The sequence below is a fragment of the Cellulomonas oligotrophica genome, assembly GCF_013409875.1.
GTDB classification, from domain to species: Bacteria; Actinomycetota; Actinomycetes; order Actinomycetales; family Cellulomonadaceae; genus Cellulomonas; species Cellulomonas oligotrophica.
The window spans coordinates 3822131-3847989 of record NZ_JACCBK010000001.1 but is presented as its reverse complement, the minus strand read 5'-3'; the positions used below and the strand labels follow the sequence as shown (position 1 = coordinate 3847989).

22 protein-coding genes and 2 tRNA genes are annotated in these 25859 nt (G+C 76.9%); 11 read left to right on the top strand and 13 right to left on the bottom strand.

Annotated elements, in window-relative coordinates:
• Positions 1 to 56: 56 nt before the first annotated feature.
• Positions 57 to 521 carry a PTS sugar transporter subunit IIA gene (locus BKA21_RS17655; RefSeq protein ID WP_140460253.1) on the bottom strand — a complete coding sequence of 155 codons (465 nt, stop codon included), beginning with the start codon at positions 519 to 521 and terminating at the stop codon, positions 57 to 59.
• A gap of 1 nt (position 522) precedes the next feature.
• The gene (locus BKA21_RS17650) at positions 523 to 753 is read right to left on the bottom strand and encodes a PTS sugar transporter subunit IIB (protein WP_140460252.1); all 231 of its coding nucleotides are present in this window, start codon (positions 751 to 753) and stop codon (positions 523 to 525) included.
• 256 nt (positions 754 to 1009) lie between these two features.
• On the opposite strand from BKA21_RS17650, the gene ptsP reads away from it, so the two are divergent.
• The 6 genes from ptsP (at position 1010) to BKA21_RS17620 (ending at position 8179) form a co-directional block, all read left to right on the top strand.
• Entirely contained in the window at positions 1010 to 2692 is a 1683-nt protein-coding gene (gene ptsP, locus BKA21_RS17645; RefSeq protein WP_179625401.1) for a phosphoenolpyruvate--protein phosphotransferase, read from the top strand.
• Positions 2693 to 2792: 100 nt separating this feature from the next.
• Positions 2793 to 3176 (top strand): globin, encoded by a 384-nt coding sequence (locus BKA21_RS17640; RefSeq protein WP_140460250.1) that lies wholly within the window; start codon positions 2793 to 2795, stop codon positions 3174 to 3176.
• Between the two features lie 45 nt (positions 3177 to 3221).
• Entirely contained in the window at positions 3222 to 4088 is an 867-nt protein-coding gene (locus BKA21_RS17635) for an acyl-CoA thioesterase (protein ID WP_140460249.1), read from the top strand.
• 21 nt (positions 4089 to 4109) lie between these two features.
• Entirely contained in the window at positions 4110 to 5390 is a 1281-nt protein-coding gene (locus BKA21_RS17630) for a histidine--tRNA ligase (protein ID WP_140460248.1), read from the top strand.
• 66 nt (positions 5391 to 5456) lie between these two features.
• Positions 5457 to 6452 carry a DNA topoisomerase IB gene (locus BKA21_RS17625; protein ID WP_140460247.1) on the top strand — a complete coding sequence of 332 codons (996 nt, stop codon included), beginning with the start codon at positions 5457 to 5459 and terminating at the stop codon, positions 6450 to 6452.
• A gap of 44 nt (positions 6453 to 6496) precedes the next feature.
• The gene (locus BKA21_RS17620; RefSeq protein ID WP_239072889.1) at positions 6497 to 8179 is read left to right on the top strand and encodes an SDR family oxidoreductase; all 1683 of its coding nucleotides are present in this window, start codon (positions 6497 to 6499) and stop codon (positions 8177 to 8179) included.
• Positions 8180 to 8198: 19 nt separating this feature from the next.
• Here BKA21_RS17620 and BKA21_RS17615 read toward each other — a convergent pair whose 3' ends face one another.
• The 7 genes from BKA21_RS17615 to BKA21_RS17585 form a co-directional block, all read right to left on the bottom strand.
• Positions 8199 to 8699 (bottom strand): acyl-CoA thioesterase, encoded by a 501-nt coding sequence (locus BKA21_RS17615; RefSeq protein WP_140460246.1) that lies wholly within the window; start codon positions 8697 to 8699, stop codon positions 8199 to 8201.
• A gap of 105 nt (positions 8700 to 8804) precedes the next feature.
• Entirely contained in the window at positions 8805 to 10463 is a 1659-nt protein-coding gene (locus BKA21_RS17610) for a GTPase (protein ID WP_140460245.1), read from the bottom strand.
• Entirely contained in the window at positions 10460 to 12535 is a 2076-nt protein-coding gene (locus BKA21_RS17605) for a GTPase domain-containing protein (protein ID WP_140460308.1), read from the bottom strand. Before BKA21_RS17605 ends, BKA21_RS17610 begins: the two co-directional genes overlap by 4 nt.
• Before the next feature lie 19 nt (positions 12536 to 12554).
• Positions 12555 to 14237 carry an energy-dependent translational throttle protein EttA gene (gene ettA / locus BKA21_RS17600; protein WP_140460244.1) on the bottom strand — a complete coding sequence of 561 codons (1683 nt, stop codon included), beginning with the start codon at positions 14235 to 14237 and terminating at the stop codon, positions 12555 to 12557.
• 139 nt (positions 14238 to 14376) lie between these two features.
• On the bottom strand, positions 14377 to 14961 hold the full coding sequence (locus BKA21_RS17595; protein ID WP_140460243.1) for a single-stranded DNA-binding protein: 585 nt from the start codon (positions 14959 to 14961) through the stop codon (positions 14377 to 14379).
• A gap of 145 nt (positions 14962 to 15106) precedes the next feature.
• A complete protein-coding gene (locus tag BKA21_RS17590; RefSeq protein ID WP_239072890.1) occupies positions 15107 to 16771 on the bottom strand; it encodes a GTPase in 1665 nt (554 codons plus the stop codon).
• Positions 16768 to 18495: a GTPase domain-containing protein gene (locus BKA21_RS17585; RefSeq protein ID WP_140460242.1), complete on the bottom strand. Its 1728-nt coding sequence runs from the start codon at positions 18493 to 18495 to the stop codon at positions 16768 to 16770. Before BKA21_RS17585 ends, BKA21_RS17590 begins: the two co-directional genes overlap by 4 nt.
• Positions 18496 to 18675: 180 nt before the next feature.
• Here BKA21_RS17585 and BKA21_RS17580 point away from each other — a divergent pair.
• Positions 18676 to 18748, top strand: a tRNA-Arg gene (locus BKA21_RS17580).
• 39 nt (positions 18749 to 18787) lie between these two features.
• Here BKA21_RS17580 and BKA21_RS17575 read toward each other — a convergent pair.
• Positions 18788 to 20356, bottom strand: coding sequence for a DUF2079 domain-containing protein (locus tag BKA21_RS17575; RefSeq protein WP_170209099.1), 1569 nt, complete (start codon positions 20354 to 20356; stop codon positions 18788 to 18790).
• Positions 20357 to 20828: 472 nt separating this feature from the next.
• Between BKA21_RS17575 and BKA21_RS17570 the strand changes: the two genes are divergently transcribed.
• Both BKA21_RS17570 and orn read left to right on the top strand, forming a co-directional pair.
• Positions 20829 to 21110: a hypothetical protein gene (locus BKA21_RS17570; protein ID WP_140460239.1), complete on the top strand. Its 282-nt coding sequence runs from the start codon at positions 20829 to 20831 to the stop codon at positions 21108 to 21110.
• A 25-nt stretch (positions 21111 to 21135) separates the two neighbouring features.
• Positions 21136 to 21798 (top strand): oligoribonuclease, encoded by a 663-nt coding sequence (gene orn, locus BKA21_RS17565; protein ID WP_140460238.1) that lies wholly within the window; start codon positions 21136 to 21138, stop codon positions 21796 to 21798.
• Between the two features lie 96 nt (positions 21799 to 21894).
• Here the strand turns inward: orn and BKA21_RS17560 are convergent.
• The 3 genes from BKA21_RS17560 to BKA21_RS17550 form a co-directional block, all read right to left on the bottom strand.
• Positions 21895 to 21967, bottom strand: a tRNA-His gene (locus BKA21_RS17560).
• A gap of 154 nt (positions 21968 to 22121) precedes the next feature.
• Positions 22122 to 23045: an ATP-grasp domain-containing protein gene (locus tag BKA21_RS17555; protein WP_140460237.1), complete on the bottom strand. Its 924-nt coding sequence runs from the start codon at positions 23043 to 23045 to the stop codon at positions 22122 to 22124.
• 47 nt (positions 23046 to 23092) lie between these two features.
• Positions 23093 to 24169: an ABC transporter ATP-binding protein gene (locus BKA21_RS17550; protein WP_140460236.1), complete on the bottom strand. Its 1077-nt coding sequence runs from the start codon at positions 24167 to 24169 to the stop codon at positions 23093 to 23095.
• A 128-nt stretch (positions 24170 to 24297) separates the two neighbouring features.
• Between BKA21_RS17550 and BKA21_RS17545 the strand changes: the two genes are divergently transcribed.
• Together BKA21_RS17545 and BKA21_RS17540 are read left to right on the top strand one after the other, a co-directional pair.
• Positions 24298 to 25080, top strand: a complete 783-nt coding sequence (locus tag BKA21_RS17545; RefSeq protein WP_140460306.1) for an ABC transporter permease — start codon at positions 24298 to 24300, stop codon at positions 25078 to 25080.
• Positions 25068 to 25847, top strand: a complete 780-nt coding sequence (locus BKA21_RS17540) for an ABC transporter permease (protein ID WP_140460235.1) — start codon at positions 25068 to 25070, stop codon at positions 25845 to 25847. Before BKA21_RS17545 ends, BKA21_RS17540 begins: the two co-directional genes overlap by 13 nt.
• Positions 25848 to 25859: the final 12 nt, after the last annotated feature.

The window sequence follows — 25859 nt, the reverse complement described above, 5'->3', positions numbered from 1 at the left end:
ATCGGCAGGGCTGACGCCACGACGCGTCGGCCCTGCCGGTCGGCAGCGGTGAGCGGTCAGTCCTGCCAGTCGAGCAGGGGGGCGCCGGCGGCGACGTGCTCGCCCTCGGGCGCCAGCGGCACGAGCACGGCGTCGTCCGCCTGGACGGCCACGACCGGGCAGATCGTCGCCAGGCCCGCGGCCGCGACGTCCACGGGCGACCACGAGAGCATCCGCTGACCGGTGCGCACGGCCTCGCCGCGCTGCACGTGCAGCTCGAAGCCGAGCCCGGCGAGCCGCACCGTGTCGATGCCGGCGTGCACGAGCACCGAGCGGCCGTCGGCCAGCTCGAGGGCGAACGCGTGCGGGTGCAGGGCACCCACCACGCCGTCGCAGGGCGCCAGCACGTCCTGCCGGCCCGTGCGGTCGGGCTCCACGGCGATGCCGGGACCGACCACGGCCTCGGCGAACACCACGTCGGGGACGTCCGCCAACGGCCGCACCACCCCGGCGACGGGGCTGTGCAGCCGGACGGCGGTCACCTCAGCGCAGGCTGTCGAGCTCGGCGGCGAGGTTGTCGGCCTCGGGGCCGACGATGACCTGCACGATGTGGCCCGACCGCACGACGCCGAACGCGCCGCTCGCCTTGAGTGCGGTCTCGTCGACCAGCTGGGCGTCGCCCACCTCGACCCGCAGCCGCGTGATGCAGGGCTCGAGGTCGACCACGTTGGCCTCCCCGCCCAGCGCGGCCAGGATCTGCTCTGCCTTGCTCAATGGCACTCCCCGAGGTCATCGACGTCGCCTCGCGGGCGCGGGCTGCCGCACCCGCCGGCGGACGGTACGGCTCAGGCTACCCCGCACCAGGACCCTCGTCCCACCGCGCTCGGACGGCGCCGTGCTCCCCCGTGGCGACGCGCAGACGCGGCGCGCCGAGGCTGGCGGTCGCGGCGGCGGCGGGCCAGACTCGGGGCGTCCCGACGACGTCGTCGGCACCCCGCCGCCCGACGTCACGACCTCGAGGAGGACCTGCGTGACCGCGACGCGGCTGGTGACCGGCATCGGCGTGAGCCCCGGACGCGTGGTCGGGCCCGCAGCCCTGCTGCCCGACCCGGTGCACGAGCCCCCCGCGGGCGCCCGGCTCCGGCCGGGAGCCGACGTCGAGGCCGCCGCCGGACAGGTCGCCGACGCCGCCGAGCGGGTGCGCGCCGCGCTGGATGCCGCCGCGGACGCCGCCACGGGCGAGAGCGCCGAGCTGCTGCACGCGACCGCGACCATGGCGGCCGACCCGTCGCTGCTGTCCGACGCCCAGGCCCGCGTCCGCACCGAGCACCTGGTGCCGGAGCGGGCGGTGTGGGAGGCCGCCGACGAGGTGGCCGCCCAGCTCGCCGCCCTCGGCGGGTACCTCGCCGAGCGGGTGCGCGACGTGACCGACGTGCGCGACCGCCTCGTCGCCGAGCTCACGGGGCGACCCGTGCCCGGTCTGCCGACGCGGGCGGAGCCGTACGTGCTCGTCGCGCACGACCTCGCCCCGGCCCTCACCGCGACCCTCGACCCCGCGCGCGTGCTCGCCGTGGTCACCGTCGCCGGCGGGCCGACGTCGCACACGGCGATCCTGGCGCGGGCGCGCGGCATCCCGGCCGTCGTCGCCGCGGACGTCGCGGACGTCGTCGACGGCGTCGTGCTGCTGGTCGACGGCGCGGCCGGCCGCGTGACCGTCGCCCCCGCCGACGAGGACGTGGCCCGCGCCCTCGCCCCGACCTCCGCGGTGCGCACGTTCGACGGCGACGGGCGCACCGCGGACGGCGTGCGCGTCGAGCTGCTCGCCAACGTCGGCGACCCGGCCGAGGCCGAGGCCGCCGCGGCCTCCGGCGCTCAGGGCGTCGGCCTGTTCCGCACCGAGTTCGCGTTCCTGGACCGCACCGAGGCCCCCACGGTCGCGGAGCAGGTGGCGGCGTACGGGCGCGTGCTCGCCGCCTTCGACGGGCGCAAGGTCGTCGTCCGCACGCTCGACGCGGGCGCGGACAAGCCGCTGCCCTTCCTGCACGCGGCGCCGGAGACCAACCCCGCGCTGGGGGTGCGCGGCCTGCGCATCGCCGGCGAGCACCCCGACGTCGTCGAGGACCAGCTCACCGCGATCGCCGCCGCGGCCGCCGCGCACCCCGGCACGACGACGTGGGTGATGGCGCCGATGGTCGCGACCGTCGAGGAGGCCGAGGGGTTCGTGGCCGCGTGCGCGCGGCACGGGCTCGGGACCGCGGGCGTCATGGTGGAGGTGCCGTCGGCGGCGCTGCTGGCCGGGCCGGTGCTCGCGCACGCGGCGTTCGCGAGCATCGGCACCAACGACCTCGTGCAGTACACGATGGCCGCCGACCGGCTGCTCGGTGCCGTGGCGCGGCTGTCGGACGCGTGGCAGCCGGCGGTGCTGCGGCTCGTCGAGGCGACGTGCGCGGGCGGCGCGGCGCAGGGCCGCCCCGTCGGGGTGTGCGGCGAGGCGGCGGCCGACCCGGCGCTGGCCGTCGTGCTCGTGGGCCTGGGCGTCACGTCGCTGTCGATGACGCCGAGGGCCCTGCCGGACGTCGCGGCGGTGCTCGCGACCACGCCCTCCGACGTCTGCCGGCGGCTCGCCCGGCTCGCGGTGGAGTCCTCGTGCGCCGACCACGCCCGGGCCGTCGTGCGCGACGCGCTGCCCGTGCTCGCGGAGCTCGGGCTCTGACACCCTGCCCCGCGTCGTGACGTCGCCCGACGACGTGACGTCCCCCACCCGCGCACCGTCCGCGCGGGGTCGCGGGCGTGCCCCGTGTGAGGATGGCGCCGTGAGGAGCGACGCGTTCTACACCGCCGTCGGGGGCCGCGAGACCTTCGCGCGGCTGGTCGAGAAGTTCTACGAGGGCGTCGCGCAGGACGAGGTGCTGCGCCCGATGTACCCCGAGGAGGACCTCGGCCCGGCCGCCGAGCGGCTGACGATGTTCCTCGAGCAGTACTGGGGCGGGCCCACCACGTACTCCGACCAGCGCGGCCACCCGCGCCTGCGGATGCGGCACGCGCCCTACAAGGTGAACCCGGACGCCCGGGACCGCTGGCTCGCGCACATGCGCGCGGCCGTCGACTCCCTGGACCTGGCACCCCTGCACCGCGCCGAGCTGTGGGACTACCTGGAGCGGGCCGCGCACTCGCTGCTCAACACCTTCGACGACTGAACCGGGCCACGACGGCCCCGGCCCCGACCGGAACGAGGACGGCGCATGACGACGGACGACCCCACGGCGGCGGTGCTGCGCGTGCTCGACGTGCAGCCCGGCGCGGGTGACGACGAGTTCACCGCGACGAGCCTGGCGCAGCCCGGCGGGCGGGTGTTCGGGGGGCAGGTGCTCGCCCAGGCGCTGCTCGCCGCGGGCCGCACGGTGCCCGACGGGCGCCTGCCGCACTCGCTGCACGGGTACTTCCTGCGGGCGGGCGACGTGCGCAAGCCCATCACCCTGGCCGTCGAGCGGCTGCGCGACGGCCGGTCGTTCACCGCGCGCCGCACGCACGCGCTCCAGGACGGTGCGCCGATCCTGTCGATGATCGCGTCGTTCCAGGAGGAGCAGCCCGGCGTCGACTACGCCGAGACGATGCCGGAGGACGTGCCGGGGCCGGAGGAGGTCGAGTCCGCGCTCGACCACCTCGGTGCGGTCGACCACCCGGTCGCGAAGTTCTGGACCCAGGAGGCGGCGTTCGACCTGCGGCACGTCGGCGGGTCGATCTACCTGCGCCCCGACCGGGAGCCGGGGCAGGGCCGCCAGGCCGTGTGGATCCGCTCGCGCTCCCCGCTGCCCGACGACCAGCTGCTGCACCGCGCGCTGCTGGCGTACGCGTGCGACCAGGTCATGCTCGAGCCGGTGCTGCGCCGGGCCGGGTCGTCGTGGGCCACTCCGGGGCTGTCGATCGCGAGCCTCGACCACGCCATGTGGTGGCACCGCGACGTGCGGGTCGACCAGTGGCTGCTCTACGTGCAGTCCACGCCCAGCGCGCAGGGCGGGCGCGGCCTGGGTGCGGCGCGCGTGTTCGCCCAGGACGGCACGCTCGTCGCGTCCATCGCGCAGGAGGGCATGGTCCGGCTCCCGGACTGACCCGCACTAGGATCGACGCCCATGGCCAGCCCCGTGGTGCCCGCGCGCGGCATGCGCGACGTCCTCCCTGCCGACAAGGCCCGCCGTGACGCGGTGCTCGGCACGATCCGCGACACCTACCGCCGGTTCGGGTTCGCGGAGATCGAGACCCCGGCGGTCGAGCCGCTGACGCGTCTGCGCTCGAACCAGGGCGGCGAGAACGAGTCGATGCTGTTCGAGATCCTGCGCCGCGGGCTGCCCGCCGACGAGGCCGTGCTGCCCGCCGACGCGGCCGACCTCGCGCTGCGCTACGACCTCACGGTGCCGCTGACCCGCTTCTACGCGTCGCACGCCGCGGCGCTGCCGACCGTGTTCCGGTCGCTGCAGACCGGGCCCGTGTGGCGGGCCGAGCGGCCGCAGAAGGGCCGGTACCGGCAGTTCACGCAGGTCGACATCGACATCATCGGCGAGCCCGGCATGCTCGCCGAGGTCGACCTGCTGGTCGCGACCCTCTCGGCGTTCGCCGACCTCGGCATGGGCGAGGACGTCACGCTGCTCGTCAACGACCGGCGGGTGCTCACCGACCTGCTGACCACCGCCGGCGTCGCGCCCGAGCACGGCGGCGAGGTGCTCGTCGCGCTGGACAAGCTCGCGAAGATCGGGCCCGAGGGCGTCGCGGCCGAGATCACCGGCAAGGGCCTGGCCGACGCCGGGGCCGTCGAGCGGCTGCTCGCCACGACGGCCGCGCTGCGCGGGCAGTCCGGCCCGGACGACGCGCCGCTGCGCGACGGCCGGATCGACGTCGCCGGTGCGGGCGAGGTCGACCTGCGGGACCTGCCCGCCATCGTGCACGCCGTGCGGACGCTGCTGCCGTGGGCGCGCGTGGAGTTCGACGCGACCCTGGTGCGCGGCATGGGGTACTACACGGGCCCGATCTTCGAGGTCGCGCACGCCGGCTCCGGCGGGTCCGTGGCCGGCGGCGGGCGCTACGACGGCGTCGTGGGCAAGTGGCTGGGCCGTGACGTGCCGGCCGCGGGCTTCTCGATCGGCTTCGAGCGGATCGTCGACCTCGTGCAGACCCCGGCCCCGGACCGCCGCCGCGTGGCGCTGCTGTACGGCGAGGGCACCGAGCCCGTCGCCCTGCTGCAGCTGCGCCGCGAGCTGCAGGACGACGGCGCCGACGTGACGCTCGTGCGGGCGCCGCGCAAGGTCAGCGGCAAGCTCTTCGAGCAGCTGCTCGCCGACGGCTTCACGCACAGCGTCGAGGGCCGGCCCGGCAACCCGCAGACGGGGACGCTGCGCGCGCTGACCCCGTCCGCCTGACGCCGCCGCCGGGCGCGCGGCCGCGTCCGGCGCGCGGTCCGGGCGCGGCCGGGTGAGACTGCGTCGGTGGTCAGGCTCCGACGCGTCCGTCTCGACCAGCCCGGGTGGACCCGCCGTCGCGCGGGACGCGGCTGGGTGTACCTCGACGACGCGGGCGCACGCGTCGTCGACGAGCAGCACCTCGCCCGGATCAGCACGCTCGCGATCCCGCCCGCGTGGCAGGACGTGTGGATCTGCCCCCTGCCGCACGGGCACATCCAGGCCGCCGGGCTCGACGAGGCCCGGCGGCGCCAGTACCTGTACCACCAGCAGTGGACCGCCCGGCGGGCCCGGCTCAAGCACGAGCACGTGCTCGACGTCGCCCGGCGGCTGCCCGCGGCACGCCGGCGCGTGCGGTCCGACCTGGCGCGCGACGGCTGGCCCCGCGACAAGGCCCTCGCCCTGGCGTTCCGGCTCCTGGACCGCGCCTACCTGCGCATCGGCAGCGAGGGCTACGCCCGCCGGCACGGCTCGTTCGGGCTGGCCACGCTGCGACGCGAGCACGTGCGGGTCCTGACCCCGCGGGACGGCGACGACCCCGGCGCGGTGCACCTGCTGTTCCCCGCCAAGTCCGGCCAGGTGCGCGACACCGTCGTCGAGGACGAGGTCGTCGCCGCCTGCGTGCGCAGCCTGCTGCGCCGCCGCGACGACAGCCCCGAGCTGCTCGCGTGGCGCGACGACGCCGGCTGGCACGACGTGACCAGCACCGACGTGTCCGGGTACGTCAAGGACCGGCTCGGCGACGCCACCCCCAAGGACTTCCGCACGTGGCACGCGACCGTCCTGGCCGCCCGGGGGCTCGCGGACGCCGGCCCGCCGCCGCGCAGCGAGCGGGCCCGCCGCCGGGTCGTGGCCGGCGTCGTCGCGGACGTGGCCGCCGAGCTCGGCAACACCCCGGCGGTGGCGCGCGCGTCGTACGTCGACCCCCGCGTCGTCGAGCTCTGGGAGCGCGGCGAGCACATCGCGCCGACGCGCTCCCAGCAGGTCGCCGAGCGGCGCACGCTCGACCTGCTGACGGGCTGACGCGCCGAGGTGCGGGCCGGGCCGAGCGCCCGCAGACTGCCACGGTGACCGACCAGCAGCCCCGCGGCGACGTGACCCTCGACGACGGCGACCTCGACCCCCGACCGGTCGCGCAGACCCTCCCCGGCCTCGTGCCGGGGCTCGGTCCCGACGGTCGCCCGCGCCCCGACGCGCCGCTCGTCGCCGTCACCGGGGTGACCGGGTACGTGGGCGGACGCCTCGTGCCCGAGCTGCTCGCCGCCGGGTACCGGGTCCGCGCGCTGGCCCGCCACCCCGACCGGCTGCGCGGACGGCCCTGGTACGACGACGTCGAGGTCGTCGCCGCCGACGCGTCCGAGCCCGACCAGGCGCGCGCCGCGCTCGAGGGCGTCGCGATCGCGTACTACCTCATCCACTCCCTCGGCACGGGCCCGGCGTTCGCCGAGACCGACCGGCGCACCGCCGAGGTGTTCGGCACGGCCGCACGCGACGCCGGGGTCGGTCGGATGGTCTACCTGGGCGGGCTGTTCCCCGAGGGCGAGGAGCTCTCGCCGCACCTGAGCTCGCGCGCCGAGGTCGGCGACGTGCTGCTCGCGTCCGGCGTGCCCACCACCGTGCTGCGCGCGGCCGTGATCCTCGGGTCGGGCTCCGCGTCCTTCGAGATGATGCGCTACCTCACCGAGCGGCTGCCGGCGATGACCGTGCCGAGGTGGGTGCGCAACCGGATCCAGCCGATCGCCGTCCGCGACGTGCTGCGCTACCTCGTGGGCTCGGCGTCCATGCCGGCGCACGTGAGCCGCGCCTTCGACATCGGCGGCCCCGAGGTGCTGACGTACGAGCAGATGATGCAGCGGTACGCCGCGATCGCCGGGCTCCCCCGGCGCCTCATCGTGCCCGTGCCCGTGCTGTCCCCGCGCCTGTCGAGCCTGTGGGTGTCGCTGGTGACGCCCGTCCCCGGCGGCCTGGCGCGCCCGCTCGTGGAGTCTCTCGTGCACGAGGTGGTCTGCGACGAGCACGACGTGGCCGAGCACGTGCCCGACCCGCCCGAGGGCCTCATCGGCTTCGACCGCGCCGTCCGGCTGGCCCTCGCCCGCGTGCGCGACGCCGCCGTGACCACCCGGTGGTCGTCCGCCGCCGTGCGCGGCGCGCCGAGCGACCCGCTGCCGTCCGACCCGGACTGGGCCGGCGGGTCCCTCTACGTCGACGAGCGTCGCGTGCAGGTGGACGCGTCCCCGGCCGCCGTGTGGCGCGTCGTCGAGGCGGTCGGCGGCGAGCGCGGCTGGTACTCGTGGTCGCTCGCGTGGCGGGTGCGCGGGCTGCTCGACCGGGTCGTCGGCGGTCCCGGCCTGCGCCGCGGGCGCCGCGACCCCGGCCGGCTCCTGGTCGACGACGCCGTGGACTTCTGGCGCGTCGAGGCCATCGAGCCCGGGCACCTGCTGCGGCTGCGCGCCGAGATGCGCCTGCCGGGCCTGGCGTGGCTCGAGCTGCGCGTCGAGCCCGTCGGCTCCGCCGACGACGACGCCGACGCCCGCACCGAGCCGTGGGACGGCGACGCGTGGCGGCGAGCGCCCGTGGTCCTCGCCCAGCGGGCGCTGTTCCACCCGCACGGGCTGGCGGGCCAGCTCTACTGGTGGGCGGTCACGCCGTTCCACGGCGTCGTCTTCGGCGGCATGCAGCGCAACATGGCCCGCGCGGCCGAGGCCGCCGAGCGCGCCCGCACCGACACGGGTCGGACGAGGGTCGGATGAGCGCGGGCGGGACGGACCGTCAGGCCTGCGCCCGGCGGCGGTGCACGAGGGGCGCCTCCACGTAGGGCGCCCACACGGCGCGCTCGTGGTCCCCCCAGCGGCGCGGGGCACCCGTCGCCGGGTCGACGAGCACCAGGGTCGTCGTCGCGCGGGCGAACACCTGCGAGCCCGGTGCCGAGGCCGGGGCGTCGCGGACCTCGTAGCAGACGTCGATGCTCGCGCCGCCCAGGTGGCCGAGCCACATCTCGACCACCACCGGTGCGCGCCGGTAGCCCAGCGGGCGCAGGTACTCGATCTCCTGCCGGGCCACGAGCGTCGACACCGTCGCCCCCGGGCCGGCGTCGAGCACGGCCGTGGGCAGGGCGCCGTCCGGGCGGGTGCCGTCGGGGCCGACGGGGTGGCTCCAGAACGCCTCGATGCGCGCCTCCTCCAGCAGGCGGAGCATCTCGACGTTGTTGACGTGCGCGTACGCGTCCATGTCCGACCAGCGCAGCTGGACCGGCACCTCGAGGCGGGCCATCGGTTCCTCTCGTCCGCGGGCCCGGCGGCCCGCCTTCCCTGCGGGACCAGTCTGCCCGCCCCTGACGTGCGGGCGTGCAGGACCGCGCGTGGGCGGTGCGGTGGGTCAGCGGGCCGCGCGAGCCCGGGACCGGCACCGGTCCCACCGCGCGACCTCGGCGGCGACCGGTCCGACGACGTGCCGCCGCGCGACCTCCCCGACCGCCGCGTGCAGGCGGCGTCGCGCCCGGGCGGCCCGGCCCCGCGCGTGCACCCCCGCCGCGACCCGGCCCACGAGCGCGAGGAGCAGTCCCAGCAGCACGCCGCCGAGCGCGAGGACCGTCGGCGCCGGCAGCGGCCCCCACTCGGGGGTGACCGGCTCGGGCAGGCGCAGGTACGCCGCCACCGCGAGCGCGGCGAGCCACAGCAGCCCGGCCGCCGCGGCGGTGACGAGCACGCGCTGCACGGCGTCGGTCGCGGCCGCCCACCACGGTGCGCGCTCGGCCAGCAGCGGCGTCGCGGCGACCGCCCGGTCCAGGTCGGGGGCCCAGGCGTCGGGCTGCAGGGCCCCGCGGGCGGCGAGCACCCAGGCGTCCGGCAGCCCGGCGGTCGCGGCGTCGACGTGCGCGCGGGCGGCGAGGGCGGCGCGTGCGTGGGCCTGCGGGCCGGGCGGCGGCAGCGACGTGCGGTCCACGGCGTCGTCGGTCACCGGTCCGGCATCGCGACGCCCGGCATCACGACGTCCGGCGGCGCCCCCACCGGCGGCGCCCGGTCCTGCGGTGCCGGAGGTGGCGGGGCCGCGCAGGTGCAGGCGCCGCAGCGGGTCGGCGCGCAGGCGGCCGACCAGGCGCAGCGGCGGCCAGCCCGTGCGGGCGACCACCTGGCGGGCGGCCGACGCCCGCACGGCGGCCACGACGGTCGGCACCCCCGCGGCGTCCGTGAACGCGCGCTCGACGGCGGCCGGGTCGGGGCGGGGCACGCGGGCGTCCCCGGTCCGGGCGAGGACGGCGTCGGCGACGGTGCGCACGTCCGCGCGCAGGCGCTGCGTCGCAGCCCGCCGACGCTCGGCGGCTGCGACGAGCAGGGCGCGCAGTCCGTCGACACCCTCGCCGGTGCGCGCCGAGACCGTCAGCACGGGCACCCCGCGCAGACCGTCGGCGTCGACGAGGCGGCGGGCGTCGGCCAGCCAGGTGCCGCGCTCGGCGCCGGCGAGCCGGTCGACCTGGTTGAGCGCGACCACCATGACGTCGGCGTGCTCGGCGAGGGGGCGCAGGTAACGGTCGTGCACGGCGGCGTCGGCGTACTTCTGCGGGTCGAGCACCCACACGAGCAGGTCGACGCGGGCGTAGAGACGCTCGGCGACGGCCCGGTGCTCGGCGACGACCGAGTCGTGGTCGGGCAGGTCGAGCAGCACCAGGCCCGGCGGGAGCGCCGTCGCGGTGCCTGCCGGTGCGGGCACGCGGTGGCGGTCGGCGACGTCCAGCCAGTCCAGCAGGGCGTGCGCGTCGGCGTCGCCGTGCACGACCGCGAGCGGCGCCGACGTGGTGGGCCGCAGCGTGCCCGGCCGGGCGACGTCGGCACCGGCGAGGGCGTTGAGCAGGGACGACTTGCCCGAGCCGGTGGCGCCGGCGAGCGCGACGACCGTCACGTCCCCGGACAGGGCGAGGCGGTCGCGGGCGTGCGCGACGACGGCGTCGCCGCGGTCCACGAGGGCGTCGGGCAGGCGTCCGCGGCCGGCGTCGAGGGCGTCGGCGAGGGCGTCGACCGCGTCGAGGGGTGCGCTCACGCGCGCGTCCCGTCGCGGCCGGTCAGGCGCTGCCACCAGCCGCGCCGGTGCGGGGGCCGCGGCGCGTCGTCGTCGGCGCCGTCCGCGGCACGCCCGCCCGCCCGGTCCGGCGGCGGCACCGTGCCGACGCCGCGCAGGCCGCCCGAAGCCGGGCGCTCACGGCCCGGGGGCGCGGCGCCGTCACCGCCCGCCGCTCCACCGCCGTGGGCGGCACCGGCGGGGGCGGCACCGGCGGGGGCGGCACCGGCGGGGGCGGGGGCGTCCGGGGCAGGCGCGGCGACGACACGCGCCGTCGCCGCGCGCAACGGCTCCCCCGTCGCCGAGCCGGCCCCGAGTGCGTCGAGCTGGGACGTGAACCGTGCCGCCTCCGCGTCGAGCACGCCGCGCACCCGGGTGCGCAGCAGGTCGTGCGCGGTAGCGGTGAGCCGCCGGACGGCGTCGTCGCCGAACACCGCCTCGAGCAGGCGCTGGGCGAGCAGCGCGGTGCCGCCGGCGATGCCGACCTCGGCGCCGGTGAGCCCACCCGTGGAGGCGAACACCACGAGCATGAGCGCGGCGCCGAGGCCGTTGACGCCGAACGACAGCGCGCGCGCCTGCGTGCGCCGGCCCGCGCCCTCGTCGCGGACCAGCGCCAGGACGTCGTCCTGCCACGCGCGGACCTCGTCGGCGACCCGTGCACGGATGCCGGTCGACGCGCGCGAGAGCGCGAGCCCGTCGAGGAGGCCCGCCCCGGCGGGGTCGGCGCGCCACGCGGCGTCCGCGTGCTCGGCCGCCCGCTCGGCGGCGTCGACGACGACCGCGTCGAGGCTGCGGCCGATCGCCTCGGCGAGCGCGGGGTCGTCCGCCCGGCGGCCGCGCACGTACGCGGTGAGGCGGTCGCGCCAGCGGCCGACGCGCTCCTCGACGGACCGCATGAGCTCACCCGTGCCGACGACGTCCTGCCAGCGGGCCAGGACCTCCCCGCGCAGCAGCCGACCGTCGGACGTCGCCCGAGCGACGTCGTCCGCGGCCTGGTCGTAGGCGTGCGCGACCGCCGCGCGCAGGCGGGCGTCGGCGTCGCGCTGGGCGTCGACGGCGTCCGCGACGCGGCCCGCGCGGGTGGCGAGGTCGGCGACGAGACCGTCGCGCGTGCGACCGACGACACCGGCCCGGGCCTGCGGGTCGGCGGCCAGAGCCGTCAGCCACTCCGCCACGGGTGCCACCGCCCACGCGGGCAGCAGCCCGTCGACGGGCTGCTCCTCGGGCACCAGCAGCACCGGGGTCCCCGGCAGCCCCTGCGCGTCGAGCATCGCGCGCAGGTGGGTGCGCACGGCGTCCTCCTCGCCCGGGTCGACGCGGTCGAGGACGATCGCGAGGGCGGTGCGGCGTGCGGCCGCGTCGTGCAGCAGCTCCCACGGCACGGCGTCGGCGTACCGGGCGGCCGTGGTGACGAACAGCCACAGGTCGGCGGCGGCGAGGAGCTGCCGCGACAGGGTGCGGTTCTCCTCGACGACGGAGTCGACGTCGGGAGCGTCGAGCAGGGCCAGGCCCTGCGGGACGGCCTCGGAGGCCACGAGCGTGAGCCCTGCCCCCCGCCGTCGCGCGGCCCCGGCCGCGGGGTCGGCGGCCGGCCCAGGGTCGGCGGCCGGCCCAGGGTCGGCGGCCGGCCCAGGGTCGGCGGCCCGGGCCGTCAGCCGGGCCAGACCGGGCAGGACGCGGTCGGTGCTGAACCAGCGCCCGTCGAGGGGGTGGTGCACCAGCACCGGCCACCGGGTCGTCGGGCGCAGCACACCAGCGGCTGAGACCCGCGCGCCGAGCAACGAGTTCACCAGCGTCGACTTGCCGGCACCCGTCGACCCGCCGAGCACGGCCAGCACCGGGGCGGCTGACGCACGCAGCCGGGGCAGCAGGTAGTCGTCGAGCTGCTCGAGCGCCTGCCGGCGCAGGGCCCGCGCGTCGTCGGCACCGGGTGCCTGGAGGGGTAGCACCGCCTGGTCGAGCCGCGTCCGCAGCTGCTCGAGCGCGTCGAGCAGCGTGGCACCGGACGTGCCCGCGCCCCCACCCGGCCCCGCGGGGCGGTCGGGCGGCGGCACGGGCGCGTCCGTGACCACGTCAGTCGCGGCGCAGCTTGCGGTGGGTCACCCGGTGCGGGCGGGCCGCGTCGGCGCCCAGGCGCTGGACCTTGTTCTCCTCGTAGGACGCGAAGTTGCCCTCGAACCAGTACCAGGCCGCCGGGTCCTCCTCGGTGCCCTCGTACGCGAGGATGTGCGTGGCGACGCGGTCGAGGAACCACCGGTCGTGGGAGACGACCACGGCGCAGCCGGGGAACTCCAGCAGCGCGTTCTCCAGCGAGCCGAGGGTCTCGACGTCGAGGTCGTTGGTCGGCTCGTCGAGGAGCAGCAGGTTGCCGCCCTGCTTGAGGGTCAGCGCCAGGTTCAGGCGGTTGCGCTCACCGCCGGACAGCACGCCCGCGGGCTTCTGCTGGTCCGGGCCCTTGAAGCCGAACGCGGCCACGTAGGCGCGCGAGGGCATCTCGACGTTGCCGACCTTGAGGAAGTCCAGGCCGTCCGAGACGACCTCGAACAGGGTCTTCTTGGGGTCGATGCCGCCGCGGGACTGGTCGACGTACGAGATCGACACGGTCTCGCCGACCTTGAGGTCGCCTCCGTCGAGCGGCTCGAGGCCCACGATGGTCTTGAACAGGGTCGTCTTGCCGACGCCGTTGGGGCCGATGACCCCGACGATGCCGTTGCGCGGCAGCGAGAAGCTCAGGCCGTCGATGAGCGTGCGGCCGTCGAAGCCCTTGTTCAGGTCCTTCGCCTCGATGACCACGTTGCCCAGGCGGGGGCCCGGCGGGATCTGGATCTCCTCGAAGTCGAGCTTGCGCGTCCGCTCGGCCTCGGCCGCCATCTCCTCGTAGCGCGCCAGGCGCGACTTCGACTTCGTCTGCCGGCCCTTGGCGTTGGACCGCACCCACTCCAGCTCCTCCTTGAGGCGCTTGGCGAGCTTGACGTCCTTCTTGCCCTGGACCTGCAGGCGCTCCTGCTTCTTCTCCAGGTACGTGGAGTAGTTGCCCTCGTACGGGTACAGGCGGCCGCGGTCGACCTCGCAGATCCACTCGGCGACGTGGTCGAGGAAGTACCGGTCGTGGGTGACCGCCAGGATCGCACCGGGGTAGGCCTGCAGGTGCTGCTCGAGCCACAGCACCGACTCGGCGTCCAGGTGGTTGGTGGGCTCGTCGAGCAGCAGCAGGTCGGGCTTCTCGAGGAGCAGCTTGCACAGCGCGACGCGGCGGCGCTCACCGCCGGAGAGCACCGACACGTCGGCGTCCGGCGGCGGGCAGCGCAGCGCGTCCATGGCCTGCTCGAGCTGGGCGTCGAGGTCCCACGCGTCGGCCGCGTCGATGGCCTCCTGCAGGTGGCCCATCTCGGCGAGCAGCGCGTCGAAGTCCGCGTCGGGCTCCGCCATCAGCGCGGAGATCTCGTTGTAGCGGTCGAGCTTGCCCTTGATCTCGGCGACGCCCTCCTCGACGTTGCCGAGGACCGTCTTCTCCTCGTTCAGCGGCGGCTCCTGCTGGAGGATGCCGACGGTGTAGCCCGGCGAGAGCCGCGCCTCGCCGTTGGAGGGCTGGTCGATGCCCGCCATGATCTTGAGGATCGTCGACTTGCCCGCACCGTTCGGCCCGACGACGCCGATCTTGGCGCCGGGCAGGAAGTTGAGGGAGACGTCGTCGAGGATGACCTTCTCGCCGTGCGCCTTGCGCGCCTTGTACATGGAGTAGATGAACTCAGCCACTGACTGCTCGTCCGCCTCGGGTCGCTCGGGTGGGTGACGCCGCGGGCCGGTGCGCGCGGGCCGCCGGCTGTGCGCCGGGCAGCGCCGGGCAGGACCGACCTGCGGCGTCGTCGGGTTGCCGATCCACCAGCCTAGGCGATCACCCGCGTCCGACCAGTGCGGGCTCGACCTCCTCGATGCCCGGCACGCCCCACGGGCCCGCGTCGGCGCCGTCCCCCGGCAGGACGGGGGACGCGCCGAGCTCGTCCTGCGGGTCCTCGACCAGGTCGGACACGTCGACGGCGGTGTCCCGCTCGCCGGCCCGGCCCTCCCCCGCGGCCGCGGCGTCCGTCCCGTCGTCCGCGCTCGGCCGCGTCGTCATCGCACGCCGGAAGTGCGCCGTCCCGTACGTCAGGTCGTGCCCCACGGCCGTCGCCTCGATGACGACGTCCGTGCGCGGCCCGTCCTGGGCGACCCACTCGCTCGTCGCGAGCCGCCCGACGACGACCACCGGGTCGCCCTTGCGCAGCGAGTGCCCCAGGTTGAGGGCGGTCTGCCGCCACGCCTTGACCGTGTACCAGACCGTCGGTCCGTCGCGGAACGCCCCGCTCTGCCGGTCGAAGAACCGCCGCGTCGCGCCGAGCCGGAACTGCGCGAACGGGACCCCGCCGTCGTCGGTGTGGAACGAGCGGACCTCCGACCCGATCCAGCCGACGACCGTGACGTCAGGGGTGTGCGTCGCCATGGGATGCCTCCCGTGCCTGGCCCCGCTCCTGCAGGGCGTGAGCCGCCAGCGTCGGGCGACCGCGCCGGCCACGACGGCCCCGCCCCGCGTGCCGGTGCCGTGGCCACGGCCCGGCGGGGCTGTGGGCGGCTCGGCGGTGCGCCCGTCAGGCGCCGGACGACGCCCGCGCGACCAGCTCGCGGACCCGGCGGTGCTCGGCCAGCACGTCCTGCGTCGGTGCGAGCAGCCGCGCGCGGGCGGCGGCCTCGATGACCGCACGCCCCTCGTCGAGGACCCGCTGCGCGGCACGGCGCCCCGCCCGGCGGCGCACCAGCACCGTGGCCACCGCCAGCGCGGCCGCCACCACCAGCACACCCACCGCGACGGGCGTCAGCCAGCCCGGTGCGTCCCACGCCCCCAGCCGTCCCGCCACGTCCGCCGCCCCCGTGAGCAGCCCGAGGCCCAGCACGACCAGCGCCGCGACACCCAGCCCGGCGCCCAGCCCCGAGCGCCGGCTCGTCACCGTCACCGCGGCGAGCGCCTCCGTCACGCCCTGCCGCAGCTCGCCGGCGGTCGCGACCCGCTCGCGCAGGTCAGCCGCCCACCGCGGGGGCAGGCCCTGCGTCACGGACGTCAGCCACGCCGACCGCGTCAGCCCCACGCCCTCGGCGTGCACCTGCCCGAGCTCGGGGAGCCGGGCCGACCCGCCGCGCACGACCGCGCCGACCGCGTCGGCGACCGCCACGAGCCCGGCGGCCTGCGCGAGCCGCTCCACCACGTGCCCGATCGCGAGCTGCGTCGGGGCGGGCTCCCGGGTCGCGACCTGCGTGCCCGCGGTCCGCGCGGCCTGCGCGACCTCCGCCTCGGCGTGCACGGCCGCGACCGACCGGCCCGCGACCGCCTCGGCGAGCGCGGCGCGCAGCCGCCCCACGCCCTCGCCGGTGCGCGCCGACACCTCGTGCACGGGCACGTCGGGCAGGCCGTCCTCGGCGAGCAGCCGGGCGACGTCGGCGAGCAGCTCGCGGCGCACGGGCGGCGGGACGGTGTCGATCTGGTTGAGCACGAGCAGCATCGACGCCGAGCGGCCGGTCAGCCGGCGCAGGTACCCCGAGTGCAGGGCGTCGTCGGCGTACTTCTGCGGGTCGACGACCCACACGGCGAGGTCGACCTGGGGCAGCACCCGGTCCACGACGGCCCGGTGCTCGGGGGCGATCGAGTCGTGGTCGGGCAGGTCCAGCAGCACCAGGCCGCGCAGCGCGGCCTCCGCGTCGCCGTCGAGCTCGCTCTCCCGCTCGATCCGGTGGTCGGGGCCCACGCCGATCCAGTCGAGCAGCGGACCGCCGTCGGCACCCCACACGCACGCGGTGACGGTCGACGTCGTCGGGCGGCGCACGCCCACGTCGGCGAACTGCAGGCCGCTGACGGCGTTGAACAGGCTCGACTTGCCGGACCCGGTGCCGCCGACCAGGGCGACGACGGTGTGGTCGACGCCCAGGTCGAGGCGCTCGCGCACCTGGTCGAGCGTGTCGCCGACGGCGGCGACGACCGTCGGGTCGAGGCGGGTCCCGCCGACGGCCAGCGCGGCCTCGAGGGCCTCGACGCGCGCGGCGAGCTCGGCCGTGCGGGCGCCGTGGACCGCGCCCGCCGGCGCGTCGTCGGGCACGACCCCGGGCGCGTCGCCGTCACCCAGGTCCGCCAGGACGTCCGCGACGGGGTGCACGGACGCGGCGGGCACGGGTACCGGTGCCGGCACGTGCTGGTCGGGGAGCATCTCCTCGTCCTCGGGACCCGTGCCGGTGCTGCGACCCTCGCTGTGCGCGCCTGCGCTCATGTCAGCCCCTTGAGGACGGCCAGCCGTAGCCGCAGGCGCGAGGACGCGTCCTCGGCCAGGTCCGGGTCGGACAACGTGCTGCCCGCGGCGTCACGCTCGAGGCCGACCTGGTCGCGCGCCCGGTCGGCGAGGTCGTCGCGCAGGTGCTCGACGAGCGGTTCGGCGTGCGTGCCGATCAGGGCCGCGAGGCCGTCGGCGGCACCCGGCACGCCCGCGGCGGCGGTGAGCGCGACCGCGGCGAGGGCGTCGGGGCCGACCGCCCGGGCGGCGGCCCGGACGCGGTCGGACTCGAGCTCGGCCCCCTGGTCGGCGGCGGCGAGCAGCGCCCGCACGGCCCGCGCACCCTCGGCGGTCCACGCCCGTGCCGCGCGCTCGGCGGCGGTCGTCCGGCCCGACACCCGGGCGGGCCACGCGGCCAGGACGTCGGCACCCCCGGGCGGGGCCGACGGCCCGTCGAGCGCGGCGCGCAGCAGGTCCTCGGCGTGCTCGCCCGCGGACGCCAGCACGGCGGCCGCCGAGTCGACGAGGTCGGCGAGCAGCGGGACGACCGCGACGGTGCGGGCGCGGGCGTGCCGCGGCCCTCCCTTGGCGCGGCCGCGGCGGTCGGTGAGACGCGCCAGCGGGGCGCCCGCGGCCGTCAGCTCGGTCCACCGGGCCCGCACGGCGCCGTCGGCGACCGTCCCCGCGCGGATCGCGACCTCGGCGTCCGCGACGGGCAGGGCCGCGGCCTCGTCGAGCACCTGCCCGACGTGGGCGGCGGCGTCGGCCTGCGCCTGCACCGCGTCCGCGAGCTCGTCGACCCACGGGCGCAGCGCCGCGAGCGCGCCGCGCAGCGTGCGGCCGACGACGGTGCGGGCACGGTCGGGCCCCGCGAGCATCGCGAGCCACCGGGCGACCGGTGCGACGAGCGACGCGTCGAGGGGCCCGGAGTGCGGACCGACGTCGGGCACCACGAACAGCGGCGAACCCGCGAGCCCGTGCTCGCGCAGCCGGGCGAGCAGGTCGCCGCGCACCGCCGGCAGCGAGCCCGCGGGCACCCGGTTGAGCACCATGGCGATGGACGTGCCGCGCTCCACGGCGGCCTCGAGCACCTGCCACGGCAGCGCGTCGCCGTACCGGGCCGCGGTCGTGACGAACAGCCACAGGTCGGCGGCCTCGAGCAGTCGGTGGGCGGACTCGCGGTTGGAGTCCAGGACGGAGTCGAGGTCGGGGGCGTCGAGCAGCGCGATCCCCCGCGGCACGGCCTCGTCCTGCGCGACCTCGACGCTCTCGAGCACGGGGTGGTGGGAGATGAGGTCGACGTCGAGGGGGTGGTGCACGAGCACCGGGCGGCGCGTGGTGGGCCGCAGCACGCCGGCGGCGGTGACCTCGCGCCCGACGATGGAGTTCACGAGCGTCGACTTGCCGGCGCCGGTCGAGCCGGACACGACGACGACGGCGGGGGCGGACAGCTCGGTCAGCCGGGGCACGAGGTGCTCGCCGAGCTGGTCGACGAGCCGGGCCCGCGAGGCGCGCGCGGCGTCGACACCGGCGATGTCCAGCGGGAACGTCGTGGCGTCGACGTCGCGCCGCAGGTCCTTGACCGCGTCGAGCAGCGACGTCTGGGCGAGCGGGCGCACGAGGACGTCACGCGCCACCGCACGGGCGTCGGTGCCAGCGTCGCGGTCCGGGACGGACGACGACGGCGCGGGGCGCGCGGGCACAGTGCCGGGGTGCGCGCTCACCCCCCCATTGTTGGGTCGAGACCTGACCAGGCCAAACGCGGCACGCGGGTGACGGCCCTCGGATTCACCCCGTCGCGCCCCGCGTCCTGACGCCCGGCCGGGGTCCGCAGGCGTCCCGGACCGCCGCCGCGCACCCTGCACGCGGTGCGCCCCGCTGCCCCACTACGCTGGTGGCGCACCGCCCCCGTAGCTCAACGGATAGAGCAACGGCCTTCTAATCCGCAGGTTCCGGGTTCGAGTCCCGGCGGGGGCACTCTCCTGACCTGGGACGACGTCGCACGGGCGCCGGCGGTCAGCCCGTGACGCGGCGCGCGACCTCGTAGCCGTCGAGCGCGAGCACGGCCTCGAACGTCGCCTCCGGGTGCAGGATCGCGGCGACCTGCAGGACGTCGCCCCACTCCGCGGGCGTGCCGCCGGCCTGCCGGTCGATCACGAGGTAGTCCGGCACCGGGTTGTCGTTGCCGAGGTAGTAGACGTCGGCGGAGTCGACGAGGTACGACATCAGGCCGACGTCGGTCTCGACGACCACCCCGTCGGGCACGACCGCGAGGACCTCGCGGGCCGACGCCTCGCGCGGGGCCGCGAACCACCGCCCCGGGTCGGTGAGCTGCCACAGCGGGAGCTGGGGCAGCAGCATCAGCGACGCGGTGAGCGCGACCGCCGGGGCGTACCGGCTGTAGTGCCGCAGCCACCGCACGCGGCCCCGACGGGCGAGGTCGATCCCGTCGACCATCGCCAGGAACGCGACAGGCATGAGGACCGCGCTGTAGTGCCACGTCGGCTCCCAGTACCCCGGCTCGCCGGAGAGGAACCGCCAGCCCAGCGTCGGGGCGGCGACCAGCACGAACGGCGAGCGCAGCGCGATGCCCGCGGTGACGGCGAGCAGCAGCCACAGCGTGTAGCCCTTGGCGGGCGACCACAGCGCGAGCGGGTCGGCCAGGACGGCACCGAGGTCGAGCCGCGAGCCGTACGCCCACGCGCCGTCCGGGTTGAGGGCCGGCAGCACGACCTGCGTGGCGAGCAGGAAGCCCCCGACGCCGACGGCGCTGACCCACAGCAGCGCCGGACGCCGCGCGCGCCACGCGAGCACCGCCCCGAGGACGGCCGTGGTCAGCCCGAGGTCCTCCTTGACCAGCACGAGCAGCGCACCGGCGACCGCGGCCGTGCGCCACCGCTCCTGCAGGGCCGCCGCGAGGCTGACCGCGAGCAGCGGCACCGCGAACGCGACCTCGTGGAACTGCGCCTCCACGGCGTGCTGCAGGCCCCAGCTCAGCCCGAACGCCACGCCGAGCAGCCCCCCGACGAGCGTCCCGGTCACGCGCACCGCGGCCCGGGTGACGACGGCCGCCGCGACGCCCAGCAGCACGTTCTGCACGACGAGCAGCGTGAAGGCGCTCGGGGCGAGCGCGTAGACGGGACCGAGCAGCACCAGCAGCGGGTGGAAGTGGTCGCCGAGCAGGTGGTAGTCGGGCCCCTTGATGTGCACGACCGGGGCCTCGAGGGCCGCGTACCGCTGCGCGAGCTGGGTGAAGATGCCCAGGTCCCACGACTTGACCACGAAGGCGTCCCACTGGGCCGCGGAGTAGACGGTGTACACGACGGCGACCAGCAGCCCGACCGTCGCGGGCAGCGCCCACGGGCGGAGCCGGGTACGCAGGGCGCTCCCGCGGCCGGCGGGCGCCGACCCGTCCGAGGTGGTGCGGGCTCCCCCGGTGGCGCCGTCCGTCGTGGTGTCGCCCGTCGTCCGGTCGTCGATCGGCACGTCGTCGCTCGTCGCCTCGTCGGTCGTCGCCTCGCCCGTCGTCGGGTAGTCCGACCGGGTCTCGTCCTCGCGTGCCGCGGGTCCGGTGCCGGGAGCCACGGAACCTCCTCGTCGCGTCGCTGTCCCGCCCGCACCGGTCGCGGCGCGGGGCCGGCCCGATCCTTCCACGTCACCCTCGGCAGGGCCCCGACGCCCGGACGACGGACGGAAAAGGACGTGACCGCGGCCCCCTGCTCTGGTGGAGTCGGAGGCACCGACCCCCGCAGCACACCCGTCACCGCGGGTGCGCCGCGCCCTGCCCAGGAGGCCACCGTGCACGCCACCACCACCTTCGAGGTCGCCCGACGCGACCACGCCGACCGGCTCGCCCGATCCGCCCGCGCGCGGTCCCGGGAGGACCGCTCCAGACCCGCGGCCGACGCCGCCGGTCGACCGCCCGACCCGCGCACCCCGCGCGGCCGTCACCGCTGGAACCCCCAGGAGTGGACCCTCAGCGGCTGAGGACGTGCCACCATGACGCCATGCGACCGCCCGCCAGCTGCCCGCCCGCAGCCGGCGGGCGGCTCGTCTGATGGGCCGGCGGGCGGCGCGCAAGGCCGCCGCCGAACCCTGGTACCGGCGCGCCCTGCGGGCGGCCGGCCGGTGGACCGGGCGCGCCCTGCTCGCCCTCGGGGCCGGGGCTGTCGCGCTCGTCGTGCTGCGCTGGTCGGGCGTGTCCTCGTCCGCGAGCCGGTGGCTGACGCTGGCGGTGGTCGCCGTCGTGCTCGTCTCGTCGGCTCTCGCCTCGACGCTCCCCGCACCACCGCCGCCCCCACCACCAGCGGCGCGGGGGCCCCGGCCGGACGGTCGCTGACGGTGCCGCGCCCTACGCTGGCCCGGTGAGCACCTCCTCCCCCGCCCCCGCCCCGCAGACGAGCTCCGACCGCATCGTGTGGGTCGACTGCGAGATGACGGGCCTCGACCTGCAGCACGACGCGCTCGTCGAGGTCGCGGCCGTCGTGACCGACTCCGAGCTCAACGTGCTCGGCGAGGGCGTCGACGTGGTCGTCGCTCCCCCCGCCGCGGCGCTGGAGCAGATGAACGACTTCGTCCGCACGATGCACACCACGTCGGGGCTGCTCGACGTGCTCGCCGAGGGCGTGTCCCTCGCCGACGCGCAGGCGCAGGTGCTCGACTACGTGCGCGCATGGGTCCCCGACGCGGGCCGCGCGCCGCTCGCCGGCAACTCCGTCGGCACCGACAAGGCGTTCCTCGAGCGCGACATGCCCGACCTGGTCGGCCACCTGCACTACCGGATCGTCGACGTCTCCTCGATCAAGGAGCTCGCCCGCCGGTGGTACCCGCGCGTGTACTTCGCCGCCCCCGAGAAGAAGGGTGGCCACCGCGCGCTGGCGGACATCCTCGAGAGCATCGACGAGCTGCGGTACTACCGGGCGGCGCTGCTGCCCGCGCAGCCCGGCCCGGACTCCGCCCACGCCCGCGCGCTGGCCGCCGAGGTCGTGCGGACGAGCGTCAAGCGCGGGATGCTCCCGGGCGCCTGAGCAGGGGCCCCGGCCCGGTCCACGGCGGCGACGCGGCGGACCGGGCCCGGGTACGACGCAGGGCGCCGACCTGAGGTCGACGCCCTGCGTCCATCGGGTGGCTAACGGGACTTGAACCCGCGACCCCCTGGACCACAACCAGGTGCTCTACCACCTGAGCTATAGCCACCACTGGGCGACCTCCGACTTCTCGGAGGGCCGACGAAGAGTGTACCGGGTGTCCGGGCCACTCCTCGCCACCATTCACGCCACCGGTCGCACCACCGCTCCCGCAGCGGCGCCCGGCGGGCACGGGCGCCCGTCGCCGGGCGTCCGCCCGAGGGCTACACGCGGGCCGCGACCGCGTCCGCGAACCGCTCGACCGAGCCGGACGAGTGCGCGAAGAAGAACGACGGCTCGGCCAGCTCGACCTCGAGGATCACCGGCTTGTGCTCGTCGTCGGGGATGAGGTCGACGCGCGTGTAGAGCAGCGGGGCGCGGTCCGGGAAGACCTCGGCGAGCGCGGCGACCACCGCGTCACCGACGGCCCGCTCCTCAGGGGACGGGTCGCGCGGGGACATGACCTCCTCGCGGAAGAGCACGCCCTCCTGCTCACCGGCCCGGTACGGGCCCTCGAGCAGCGGCTCCTTGCGCACGGCGTGGCTGAACTCCCCGTCCACGTACACCAGCGCCGTCTCGCCCTCGGCGTCGACGTTGGTCAGGTACCGCTGCAGCATCACGCGGCGGCCGACGGCGAGCAGGTTCTTGGCGTGCGTGATCGCCAGCGACCGCGAGGGGGTCTCCCCCGCGTCGTAGCGGCCGGTGTCGCGCGATCCGGCGCTGACGGTCGGCTTGATGACGAAGTCGCCGAACGCCGGGAAGCGGGTGTGGATGGCACGGGCGTTGAGGTTGCGCTCGGGGTCCAGCCAGATCGTCGGGACGATCGGCAGACCACGCTGCTCGAGGTCGCGCAGGTACGTCTTGTCGATGTTCCACGCGACGACGTCCGCGGGGTTGAGCAGCGTGGAGTACTGCTCGACGCGGCGGGTCCAGTCCGCGAACTGGGCGGGCCGGTCGGTGTAGTCCCACGTGGAGCGGATGAGCACGTGGGGGTAGGCCGACCAGTCGACCGTGGGGTCGTCCCAGACGACGACGTCCGTGGGGACGCCGCGCTCGCGCAGGGCGTCACGCAGCGGCACGTCGTCGGGGTCGAGGTCGGGCAGCTCGGCGCAGGTCGCGAGGGCGAGGCGTGCAGTCGGCTCGGTCACCCGGGCAGCGTAGCCGGGGCAGGTGTCCTGCGGCGTCGGACACCCGATCAGCTCGCCGCACGCTCCGCGGTCAGCCGGTGCAGGGCCCGCAGGACCGTCTGCGCCGTGGCGGTGCCGACGGCCCGTCCGTCGTCGTCCAGCACCGGCACCGCGCCGGGTGCCGTCGCACCGCCGATCTGCTGCGTGAGCGCCCCGACGACGTCGCCGAGCTCGGCACCAAGCCGCACGACCCCGTCGGCCGGGGCACGCACGGGCGCGCCGGGCGCGGCCGGTGCCGGGTCGAGGTCGGCGCGCTCCAGACGCCCGAGGGCGAGGAGACGGGCGGTGCGCCCGCGACCCACGAGATCGGCCACGGCCTCGGTCGCCGGCCGGGCCACCACCTCCAGCGGCGTGGCGAGCTGCTCGACGCGGGCCCCGCGGCTGAGGACGACGACGCGGTCGGCCATGCGCACGGCCTCGTCGATGTCGTGCGTGACCATCATCACGGTGGTGCCGAGCTCGCGCTGCAGCCGGGTGAACTCCTGCTGCAGCCGGGCGCGCCCCACCGGGTCGACCGCGCCGAACGGCTCGTCCATGAGCAGCACCGGCGGGTCCGTGGCCAGGGCGCGGGCCACCCCGACGCGCTGGCGCTCGCCGCCCGAGAGCTCGTGCGGCCAGCGACGGGCGTACCGGGCCGGGTCGAGGCCCACGAGCGCGAGCAGCTCCTCGACGCGGGCGCGCGTGCGGGCCCTGTCCCAGCCGAGCAGGCCCGGCACCGTGCCGACGTTCTGCGCGACGGTGCGGTGCGGGAACAGCCCGACGTGCTGGATGACGTACCCGATGCGCCGGCGCAGCGCGACGGGGTCGACGTCGGTCACGTCCTCCTCACCCAGCAGGATGCGCCCGGCCGACGGCTCCACGAGCCGGTTGGCCATCCGCAGCGTCGTCGACTTGCCGCAGCCCGAGGGGCCGACGAGCACGAGCAGCTCGCCGCGGCGCACCCGCAGCGTGAGGTCGTCCACGGCGACGGCGCCGGCGTACTCCTTGCGCACCCCCTCGAACGCGATGGCCGGCGCACCGGCGACGTCCGACGGGGCCGCGGCCGGGGACCCGGTGGCGGGGGTGACGAGGTGCTCGCTGCTCACGCGCAGCGACGCTAGCGCCGACCACCGACGCCCGCCCGCCGGCCGGCGTCGCCGCGCGGGTGTCGGTGCCCCTGGGTAGCGTCGTCCAGGTGCTGCCGCCCTCCCTGCTCACCGGCGCGCCCGCGGCCCTGCCCTGGGGCAGCCCGGTCCTCGACGCCGCGGCCTCCCCGCCCCCCAACCCGTGGTTCTCCTGGCAGTACCTGGAGCGCAACGGCCCCGACGTGCTGCGGTACCTGGAGCAGCACGCGACCCTGACCGCGCAGGCGGTGCTCCTCGCACTGCTGGTCGCGCTGCCGCTGGCGGTGCTCGCGCACCTGCGTCCGCGCTGGTCGGCCCCCGTGCTGGCCGGCACCGGGGTGCTCTACACGATCCCGTCGCTCGCGCTGTTCGCCGTGCTGGCGCCGTACACGGGGATCGGTCGCACGACCGTGCTCATCGGCCTGGTCGTGTACGCGCTGCTCGTGCTGGTCCGCAACGTGCTGGTCGGCCTGCAGGGCGTCGACCCCGCGGTGCGCGACGCCGCCCGCGGGATGGGCTACGGGCGGGCCCGCATGCTGCTGGCCGTCGAGCTGCCGCAGGCCGTCCCGGCCGTGATCACCGGACTGCGGCTGGCCACCGTCAGCACCGTGGCGCTCGTCACCGTCGGCGTCGTCGTCGGGTACGGCGGGCTCGGGCAGCTGATGTTCCGCGGGTTCCGCAGCAACTACCACGCCGAGATCATGACGGCGACGGTGCTGTGCCTGCTGCTCGCGCTCGTCGCCGACCTCCTGCTCCTCCTGCTCGGGCGCCTGCTGACGCCGTGGCAGCGGGGCTCACGGCGGGCCGAGGGCGACGGCACCGCCGGCGGCCCGCGCACCGACGCGTCCGGCCAGCCCGGCCGCGACGCCCGGGAGGCGACGTGGACATCCTGACCGAGGCGTTCGTCTGGCTGAACGACCCGCTGAACTGGACCGGCCGGCGCGGCGTCCTCGAGCTCGCCGGCACCCACCTGACGATCTCCGCCGTGGCGGTGCTGCTCGCGCTCGTCGTGGCGCTGCCGGCCGGGCTCTGGCTCGGCCACCGCGGGCGCGGGGCGACCGTCGGCGTCGTCGTCGCCAACACCACGCGCGCCCTGCCCACGCTGGCCCTGCTCACGCTGCTCGCGGCCGCCGGCTACTTCGGCAACGGCGCGACGGCCGTGGCCTGCGCGGTGTTCGCCGTGCCGCCGATCCTGGCGAACGCCGTCACGGGCGTGGGCGGGGTGGACCCCGACGTGCGCGACGCCGCCCGCGGCCTCGGCCTGTCGGGCAGCGCCCGGCTGTGGACGGTCGAGGTCCCCCTCGCGCTGCCCCTGATCGCTGCGGGCATCCGCACGGGCGCCGTCCAGGTCCTGGCGACCGTGCCGCTCGCGGCCCTCGTCGGGGGCACGAGCCTCGGCACGATCGTCGTCACGGGGTTCAGCACGCAGCGCTACGGCCAGGCGCTCGCCGGCGGGCTGCTGGTCGCCGCGCTGTGCCTGCTCGTGGAGGGTCTGCTCGCCCTCGTCGAGCGGGCCGTGACCCCGCCCGGGCTGCGTGCCCGCGATCGCGCCGCGCAGGACGGCGCGGTGCGACGTGCCTCACGTCGGGCCCGCGCAGCCCGTCCACCGCTTGCCCCCGCGACCCCGAACGGGTCGAATGGGTCGGCGCCACCGCCCTGACCTGCCCCGTCC

Coding starts and splice junctions, on each gene's coding strand:
- BKA21_RS17615 (WP_140460246.1), bottom strand. CDS start 8,699: ATGGCCCGCCTCGAGGTGCCGGTCCAGCTGCGCTGGTCGGACATGGAC.
- BKA21_RS17635 (WP_140460249.1), top strand. CDS start 3,222: ATGACGACGGACGACCCCACGGCGGCGGTGCTGCGCGTGCTCGACGTG.
- BKA21_RS17630 (WP_140460248.1), top strand. CDS start 4,110: ATGGCCAGCCCCGTGGTGCCCGCGCGCGGCATGCGCGACGTCCTCCCT.
- BKA21_RS17570 (WP_140460239.1), top strand. CDS start 20,829: ATGGGCCGGCGGGCGGCGCGCAAGGCCGCCGCCGAACCCTGGTACCGG.
- BKA21_RS17595 (WP_140460243.1), bottom strand. CDS start 14,961: ATGGCGACGCACACCCCTGACGTCACGGTCGTCGGCTGGATCGGGTCG.
- BKA21_RS17590 (WP_239072890.1), bottom strand. CDS start 16,771: ATGAGCGCAGGCGCGCACAGCGAGGGTCGCAGCACCGGCACGGGTCCC.